The organism is Collinsella sp. AF05-9 (genome assembly GCF_003465595.1).
Taxonomy (GTDB): Bacteria; Actinomycetota; Coriobacteriia; order Coriobacteriales; family Coriobacteriaceae; genus Collinsella.
The window spans coordinates 1-8,359 of sequence record NZ_QSBB01000053.1 but is presented as its reverse complement, the minus strand read 5'-3'; the positions used below and the strand labels follow the sequence as shown (position 1 = coordinate 8,359).

Below are 8,359 nucleotides of genomic sequence, written 5' to 3'. Positions count from 1 at the left end.
TTCCCGGTTCGACGAACAGCCGATCGTGTCAAATGTGGTCTAACAGAGCCAAAGAAATTGCACCCCTTGGTTTCGATAAGTATTTTGAGCACATCATCCTTGTCGAAGACACAACCGAACATAAACCCGCACCCGCACCCATGCTCGAATATCTCCGACGTGCGGGCGCAAATCCTGGCAACGTCGTCTACGTTGGCGACACCGTCTACGACGAACAGTGCGCAACTTCAGCAGGGGTCAGTTTTGCCCGTGCAGCATGGGGATCACACCAAGATATCCCAAACGCCACCTACAACCTCAAAACCCCCAACGACCTACTAACCCTAACAACCAAATAACCCACGCGCCCCACCCTTTCCGCCCCAACGCCACAAGGGCGATTGAGCAGGACGGCTTGGGCGGGTCCCCGTACTTAGTTTCCAAAATCATTCCGCAGCGCGAAGGCTTCTTATTATTTTCAGACCTAACGCCACAAGGGCGACGACCTCGAGTAGGTCAACCTGGGAGGGACGAGGGCTTAGTTCTCCAATCTTTCCGCAGGGGGCAAAAAGCCTCGCCGCACGAAGTGCGCAGCGAGGCTTTTTGCATGCCCGAGGACGATTGGGGAACTAAGCCCCCGTCCCTCCCCGGGATATGTAGCGAGTCGGAGTACCCTTGCTGTTACTCTGCCTTGCCCACAGAGTTGAGGTTGGTCATGCGGATCTTAACCAGCTCGGTGATCTCACGCATGCCCTCCTTGGCCGGCTTCTTGGGATCGAAGCAGGCGGGGTTCTCGGCCATGTAGGCCATGAAGCCCTTGGTGTAGGCCTGACGCAGCTCGGTGGCGTAGTTAACCTTGCAGATGCCGTTCTTCACGGCCTCGGCAACCTGCTCATCGGGCACGCCGGAGGTGCCGTGCAGAACCAGCGGTACGTCGACGGCGTCGCGGATGGCCTTGACCACGGACTGCTCGATGTGCGGGTCGCTCGTGTACACACCGTGGCTGGTGCCAACGCCAATGGCCAGCGAGGTGCAGCCGGTGCGCTCGACGAACTCCTTGGCCTCGGCCGGATCGGTGTAGGGGCTCTCGCCCTCAACCGCGGGACCGTCGTCCTCCTTGCCGCCAACCTTGCCGAGCTCGGCCTCGACGGGCACGCCCATGGCGCGGCCAGCATCGGCGACGGACTTGGTCAGGGCAATGTTGTCCTCGAAGGACTCGTGCGAACCGTCGATCATGACGGAGGTGTAGCCCGTGCGGAAAGCCTGCATGCAGCGGTCATAGCCATCGCCGTGATCAAGGTGCAGGGCAACGGGCACGGAAGCGCGCTCGGCGGCAGCCTTGACCATGCCGTAGAAGTAGTCCAGACCAGCGGTCTTAATCGTGCCCGGGGTGGTCTGCATGATGACGGGGGACTTGGTCTCCTCGGCAGCGGCCAGAACGGCCATAACAAACTCGAGGTTCTCGACGTTGAACGCGCCGACGGCGTAGTGGCCGGCCTGAGCGTCCTTGAGCATCTTTTCGGTGGTAACAAGTGCCATGAGCGTTTGCTCCTCTCCCTCGCCCGCATCTGGACATCGGGCGTAGTTGTTCACAAGGCGTTTTACCTTGCGTTTTGCTGCGCTCATTGTATGAAAATCGACGGCGTCGCACGTATGAGATATCACCGGCACACAGGTCAAGACACTCGTTTTTGAAAAGCAAACGGAAGGGATTCGCGCCGGATCCCTCTATACGACATTGCAGTTTTCAAGCGAATCATCTTTCTTTTATAGAAAAGATAAGTAATCGAAAGGTGTTTTCTTACTCAAAAAGAAAATGAACGAAAATGGACTCAACACAATTCCTGCAAATTTCAGACGATGATGGAGCGAATATGGCCCATGCAACAACCCGAGCTTTTGCCGACGAACGTCGTGCCGCCATCATGGAGATGCTCGAACATAACGCCTCGGTGCAAGTGGCAGAAATCGCCCAAACCTTTGGCGTGTCCTCCGTTACCGCCCGCGCCGACCTAGACGCGCTCGCCGAGTCCGGCAAGCTGCGCCGCACGCATGGCGGCGCTGTGCCGCTCCAGAAGCGACTGACCGTATCCACCCAGGATCGCCGCATCAACGTCAATGTCGCCGCCAAGCAGGCCATCGCGCAAAGCGCCATTGAACTCGTCGGCAACGGCGACACCCTGCTCGTAGACTCGGGCACCACAGCGCTCGAGTTTGTCCGCCTGCTCGACCAGCGCGATGGCATCACCGTCATCACGGCCGACATTACCATTGCCGATTACATCGACGAGAGCATGCCCTCAGTCGATGTCGTCATGCTGGGCGGGGCACTGCGCAAAGGCCATCGCTATTTGTACGGCCCACTTACCATGCAGGCGCTCCAAATGGTCCACGCCGATCTTGCCGTCATGTGCCCTGGCGCTTTCGTTCCCGGCTGCGGCTTTACCACCGACTTTCCCCAGATGGCCGAGACCAAAGCGGCTATGGTCGGTGCTGCTCGTCAAAGTGTCGCCCTCATGGACGCCAGTAAGGTCAACGGACGTGGCATGTACCGCTTTGCCGAGCTGACCGACGTCAACGCCATCGTGATGGACCGTGACCCCGATCACGCCGTCGCCACCTCAATCGCCGAGATCGCCGACGACGCCCGCCCAAATTTCCTCATCGCCGGCGCTTAAACAAAAACCACCACAAAGGTTCACCGTCCCCTTTGTGGTGGTTTGAGCGTTAAACGTGAACGTATCGCTACTTGGAGAGCTCGTCAGCGAGGGCCTCGATCTGAGCGCGCGAGGCGTCGTTGAGCGAACCCAGGACGGTCACCTTGTTCTGCGTCAGGGTGATGTCCTTCATACCCTCGAGCTCCTTGGTCATAATCTTGGCAGCTGCGGGCGCCCAGGAGCCGCCCTCGACGAGCGCCACCGTACGGTTCTGGTAGGCATGCTCGGCAAGCGTATGGATAAAGGTGCTCATGAATGGGAAGATCTCGCCCTGATAGGTGATGGAAGCGAGTACCAGACGGTCATAGCGGAACGCATCCTCAACGGCCTCGGCCATGTCGTCGCGAGCCAGGTCAAAGACGGAAACCTTCTGGCCGCGGGCCTCGAGCGCAGATGCAAGCTCCTCAACGGCAGCCTTCAGATGGCCATACACGCTCGCATAGGCAATCGTGATGCCCTCGTCCTCGGGCTGATAGCTCGACCAAGTGTTGTAGGTGTCGAGGTAATAGCCAAGGTTCTCGGTCAGCACGGGGCCGTGAAGCGGGCAGATGATCTGGATGTCCAGGTCGGCGGCCTTCTTGAGCACGGCCTGCACAAACTTGCCGAACTTGCCCACGATGCCAAAGTAGTAACGGCGCGCCTCGCAGGCCCACCCTTCCGGATCCTCGATGTCGTTGGCGCCAAACTTGCCAAAGCCGTCGGCACTAAAGAGCACCTTGTCGGTAGCCTCGTAGGAGAAGAGTACCTCGGGCCAGTGAACGTTGGGGGCGCCGACAAAGGTCAGGCTGTGGCCACCCAGATCAAGCACGTCGCCCTCTTTGACAACCATCTTGCGCTCGGGGAAGTCGGTGCCAAAGTAGTTGACCATCATGCGGAAGGCGCCCATGCTTGCCACAATCTGCGCCTGGGGATAGCGCTCCATAAAGGCGGCGATGCCGGCGGAGTGATCGGGCTCCATGTGATGGATGACCAGGTAGTCGGGCGTGCGGCCGTCGAGTACGGTCTCGAGGTTGCCGAGCCACTCGTCGACAAATCCGCCATCGACCGAATCGGCGACAGCGATCTTCTCGCCCAAGATAACGTAGCTGTTGTATGCCATACCGTTCTCGGACACGTCGTACTGGCCCTCGAACAGGTCGATGTCATGATCGTCAACGCCAATGTAGCGGATATCCTTGGTGATCTCCATCAGGCAAAGCCTCCTAGATAGACAAATGAACCCGTCTATCATAGCACTCGCCTTCATAGTCACGGCTATCTGCCGGCATCCTTACCGATTGTTATTGATATGCAACGCCGAGCCGTTGACCTGCGAAAACTATGCGCGCGGCGCTGCCGTGGTGTGTCGAACGATGAGCTGACCGGGAATACGAATGGCGACGGTTTTGTCCGATGCCCCCGCCTTGGGAACCGCGCGCTCGAACACCTCGCGCCCGCGCTGATGCAGATCGAATCGAACGGTCGTGAGCTCGTTATGTGCGACAAAGTCGTCGAGCGAGTCATCGACGCCCACCACGCTCACGTCCTCGGGCACGCGCAAGCCGCTATCGCGCAGCGCGGCAATGGCGCCGTTTGCCATCTGGTCGTTTGCCGCGTAAATCGCCGTCATGGTGCGGTCGTGCTCAGCCAAGTACCGAGCGGCCTCGTAGCCGCTGTTGGCAGACCAGTCGCCCTCGAGTGGCTCTACCGTCTCGATGTGTTTACGCTCGAGTGTATCTTGCCAACCGGCGCGACGAAATTGCTCGTCGACCGAGAACGACGGGCCGCCAATATAGCGAATCTGCTCGTGCCCCAGCTCAAACAGGTGATCCATAAGCAATAGCGAGCAGCCGTAATGGTCGGAATCGACCGTGGTCACGCGCGGATGCGCGTACATGGTAACGATGACCGTTCCAATGCCCGGCAACGGATCGAACGTCTCAAAATCGGGCGCCATGCGACTCATGCCGATAATGATGCCGTCCACGGGCAGCGCAGCCATACGACGCGTAGCCTCGGCAAGCGAAAACTCCTCGGTCTTGGACATCTCGACCAGCGTGATGGCGCAACTATGCTCGCGAGCAGCGCTGGCGATGCCGTCGATCATTGAGAGGTTGCCAAACTTGGTGACATCGTTGACGCACAGACCGACCGAATGGTAGCGGCCGTCGCGCAGCGAGCGACCGGCATAACTCGGACGAAAGCCGAGCTCTTGCATAGCGGCTTGCACGCGCTGGCGCGTCTGCTCGTTAACGTTGGGCAAGCCGTTGGCGACGCGCGAAACCGTCTGCTGCGAAACGCCAGCAGCGCGGGCGACGTCGGCCATGGAGACCGGACGCGTACCTGTATCGTTGGACGGGCGCCTTGCCACAGGATCACCTTCACCCTTGCGAGATCTGAATAGCGTGCATGCCGGCCCGGGCAGAAACACACCCCGCGCCGAAGCCCGCTATCGTCGGACGCATGTTAACGTACTCTACTTTTTCTATCAGCGGTTCTTTTGCTCCATATATCCATACGGCCACACCGTTCACGGCCGAAAATCTACCGATTACCAGATTCTCAAAAATAGATATGCGTTGTGTTATGAGTACGTTACCATACCCATTAACGTGCGGTGCCGCGACCGTCTGGTTTGTGGTGCTCAAAATTGTTAACGTACTCATTAACGACACGGATCAGTCTCTCCCGCGTCAAAGAAAGGACCCCTATGACCGCCCCCGACGAAAAGACACTCGCCACCCTCACCAAGTTGTTTGAGGAGGAGTTTGGCCCCATCGGCGACCGCCAGGTGCTCTACGTGCACGCGCCCGGGCGCTCCGAGATCAGCGGCAACCACACCGATCACGAGGGCGGCCACGTTATCGCCGGCTCGCTCGATGTCGCCGTTGACGGTATCGCCGTGGCAACCGATTCCAACAAGGTCCGCGTCGCCGACGAGGGCTATCCCACGTTTGAGATCACGCTCGACACGCTGGATGTTCAGGAGTCCGAGAAGGGCACGTCCGCAAGCCTCGTCCGCGGCATGGCCCACGAAATCGCTGCTCTGGGCGTTGAGCCCCAGGGCTTCGACTTCGCCTTCACCTGCTCCGTCCCCTCGGGCGGCGGCCTTTCCAGCTCTGCCGCCGTCGAGGCCGCGTACGGCCGCGCCATGGAGACGCTCTGGGGCGCGCCCGCCATTGAGCCCGTCGCGCTCGCCCAGATGAGCCAGCGCAGCGAGAACAACTATTACGGCAAGCCCTGCGGTCTGATGGACCAAGCCGCCGTGTGCCTGGGCGGCCTCGCCTACATGGACTTTGAGGACCAGGCTCAGCCTAAGACCCAGAAGCTCGAGCTCAACTTTGAGGATCACGGCTATGCGCTCGTGCTCGTTAAGGTTGGCGCCGACCATGTGGCGGCTACCGACGACTACGCCGCCGTTCCGCGCGAGATGCAGGACGTCGCCGCCGAGTTTGGCAAGGCACGCCTGTGCGAGGTCAACGTTGCCGACTTTGACGCCAAGCTCCCCGAGCTGCGCGCCAAGCTGGGCGACCGCGCCTGCCTGCGCGCCGTTCACTACTGGTACGAGAACGGCCTGGTCGACAAGCGCTGGGCAGCGCTCAACGCCGGCGACATTGACCAGTTCCTGGTCCTGACGCGCGAGTCCGGCGCCAGCTCTGCCATGTACCTGCAGAATGTTGTTGCCAAACTGGGTGCCGAGCAGCCTTCCATGTACGCGCTTGCTCTTGCCGAGCATGTGCTCGACGGCCGTGGCGCCGTTCGTATCCACGGCGGCGGCTTTGGCGGTACCATCCAGGCCTTCGTGCCGCTCGATCTGGTCGACACCTTCATTGCCAAGATGAACGGCTGGCTGGGCGAGGGCTCTGCCCGTCACTACGCCATCTCTGACAAGGGGGCTTACGCGGCATGGCTGTAATGACTGACGTGCGAGAGGCCGCGCAGAACCTGATCGAGTACGCCATCCACCGATCGATGATCGGCCAGGACGACCGGATCTGGGCATACAACACCATTTTGGAGTGCATCGGCGCCACGGGCCCCGCACTCGACATGGCTTGGGCACTCAAGACCGAGAAGATTTCGCTCTTGCACCCCGATACACTCCCCGACTTTGACCTGGAGGGCACGCTTGCCGCGCTTTCCGAGGCCGCCGTTACCAACGGTGCCGCCGAGGACACGGCGTCAGGCCGCGACCGCATCGCCATGCGCATCATGGGTGCGCTCATGCCGAGGCCTTCGGTTGTAAACGAGGAGTTCAACGGACGTATGGGCGTCAACGAGCCCCGCGCCGCAACCGACTGGTTCTACGGCCTGTGCTGCGACGCCGGCTACGTGCGCCGTGCCGCCATCGCGCGCAACATCAAATGGAGCACCCCCACCAACTGGGGTGACCTGGAGATCACCATCAACCTGTCCAAGCCCGAGAAGGACCCACGCGATATCGCTGCCGCCGGCGCCGCAAAGAACACGGGCGAAAAGTACCCCGCCTGCCAGCTGTGCATCGAAAACGAGGGCTACCCGGGACGCTCCGCCGCAGCCGACGGCGGCGCCCACCCCGCTCGCCAGAACCTACGCGTTATTCCCATTCAGCTTAATGGCGAGCGCTGGGGCTTCCAGTACAGCCCGTACGCCTACTTTAACGAGCACTGCATTGCCATGAGCTCCGAGCATCGTCCGATGCACGTCGACCGCAAGGGCTTGACCTGCCTGCTCGACTTTGTGGACCTGTTCCCGCATTACTTCATCGGCTCCAACGCCGACCTGCCTATCGTGGGCGGCTCGATTCTGTCGCACGACCACTTCCAGGGCGGCGCGCACGAGTTCCCCATGATGCATGCCGCCGAGGTCTCGCAGTTTAGCATGCCCGGTTTTGACCAGGTCACCGGCACTGTGCTGCAGTGGCCGCTCTCGGTGCTGCGCCTGCGCTCGCATGACCGCGCTCAGCTGCTCGACGCTGCCGAGAAGATTATCCTCGCCTGGCGCGAGTGGACCGACGAGTCTGCGGGCGTTATCGCGCACACGGCCGACGGCGTAGCGCACAACACCGTGACGCCCGTCATCCGCCGCGTCGACTCCCGCGGCAACGCCGGCGGCGAGATTTACGAGGCCTACCTGGCGCTTCGCTGCAATATCACGACCGACGAGCATCCGCTGGGCGTTTTCCACCCGCATGCCGAGTATCACCACATTAAGAAGGAGAACATCGGCCTGATCGAGGTTATGGGCCTGGCTATTCTTCCGCCGCGCCTGGTTCCCGAGCTCGGCGCTGTCCGCGAGCACCTGCTGGCAGCCAAAGCCGATACCAGCTACGACCTTGCCGCAGCGCTCGAGGGCGACGACCTTTGCCGCAGCCATGCCGCGTGGGCCGAGGACGTCTATGCCCGCCGCGCCGACGAGCTTACGGCGGACAACGCCATCGACATCCTGCACGAGGAGGTCGGCGTAGTGTTTGGCCACGTGCTCGACAACGCCGGCGTCTTTAAGTGGGACGAAGCCGGCCGCGCCGCCCAGCAGCGCTTTATCGACTCACTGTAATGATCCCTTGGGGACGGAGGAAAACGGACTATTTCGTCTTCAAGACAACGGCGCCCGCCGGCAACATCGCCGACGGGCGCCGTTTTTGAGTGTAGTCATTGGGTGTTCCTATAGTTTTGTCAACCTTCGACGCTACTCCCGGTAGGGCA

Annotated in this window: 7 protein-coding genes; 4 read left to right on the top strand and 3 right to left on the bottom strand. The window is 60.8% G+C overall.

Annotated elements, in window-relative coordinates; genetic code table 11:
- The coding region (locus DWV43_RS09620) for an HAD family hydrolase (protein ID WP_233539260.1) at positions 1 to 338 on the top strand (338 nt) is incomplete at its 5' end.
- A gap of 322 nt (positions 339 to 660) precedes the next feature.
- Here the strand turns inward: DWV43_RS09620 and DWV43_RS09615 are convergent.
- Entirely contained in the window at positions 661 to 1,518 is an 858-nt protein-coding gene (locus DWV43_RS09615) for a class II fructose-bisphosphate aldolase (RefSeq protein WP_022095149.1), read from the bottom strand.
- 335 nt (positions 1,519 to 1,853) lie between these two features.
- Between DWV43_RS09615 and DWV43_RS09610 the strand changes: the two genes are divergently transcribed.
- On the top strand, positions 1,854 to 2,657 hold the full coding sequence (locus DWV43_RS09610) for a DeoR/GlpR family DNA-binding transcription regulator (RefSeq protein ID WP_117818391.1): 804 nt from the start codon (positions 1,854 to 1,856) through the stop codon (positions 2,655 to 2,657).
- Between the two features lie 67 nt (positions 2,658 to 2,724).
- Here DWV43_RS09610 and DWV43_RS09605 read toward each other — a convergent pair whose 3' ends face one another.
- Both DWV43_RS09605 and DWV43_RS09600 read right to left on the bottom strand, forming a co-directional pair.
- Positions 2,725 to 3,885 (bottom strand): FprA family A-type flavoprotein, encoded by a 1,161-nt coding sequence (locus DWV43_RS09605; protein WP_187361794.1) that lies wholly within the window; start codon positions 3,883 to 3,885, stop codon positions 2,725 to 2,727.
- A 129-nt stretch (positions 3,886 to 4,014) separates the two neighbouring features.
- Positions 4,015 to 5,001 carry a LacI family DNA-binding transcriptional regulator gene (locus tag DWV43_RS09600; protein ID WP_117818395.1) on the bottom strand — a complete coding sequence of 329 codons (987 nt, stop codon included), beginning with the start codon at positions 4,999 to 5,001 and terminating at the stop codon, positions 4,015 to 4,017.
- 384 nt (positions 5,002 to 5,385) lie between these two features.
- Between DWV43_RS09600 and DWV43_RS09595 the strand changes: the two genes are divergently transcribed.
- Together DWV43_RS09595 and DWV43_RS09590 are read left to right on the top strand one after the other, a co-directional pair.
- Positions 5,386 to 6,591 carry a galactokinase family protein gene (locus tag DWV43_RS09595; protein ID WP_117818393.1) on the top strand — a complete coding sequence of 402 codons (1,206 nt, stop codon included), beginning with the start codon at positions 5,386 to 5,388 and terminating at the stop codon, positions 6,589 to 6,591.
- Positions 6,582 to 8,210: a UDP-glucose--hexose-1-phosphate uridylyltransferase gene (locus DWV43_RS09590; protein ID WP_233505705.1), complete on the top strand. Its 1,629-nt coding sequence runs from the start codon at positions 6,582 to 6,584 to the stop codon at positions 8,208 to 8,210. Before DWV43_RS09595 ends, DWV43_RS09590 begins: the two co-directional genes overlap by 10 nt.
- The last annotated feature ends 149 nt before the right edge of the window (positions 8,211 to 8,359 follow it).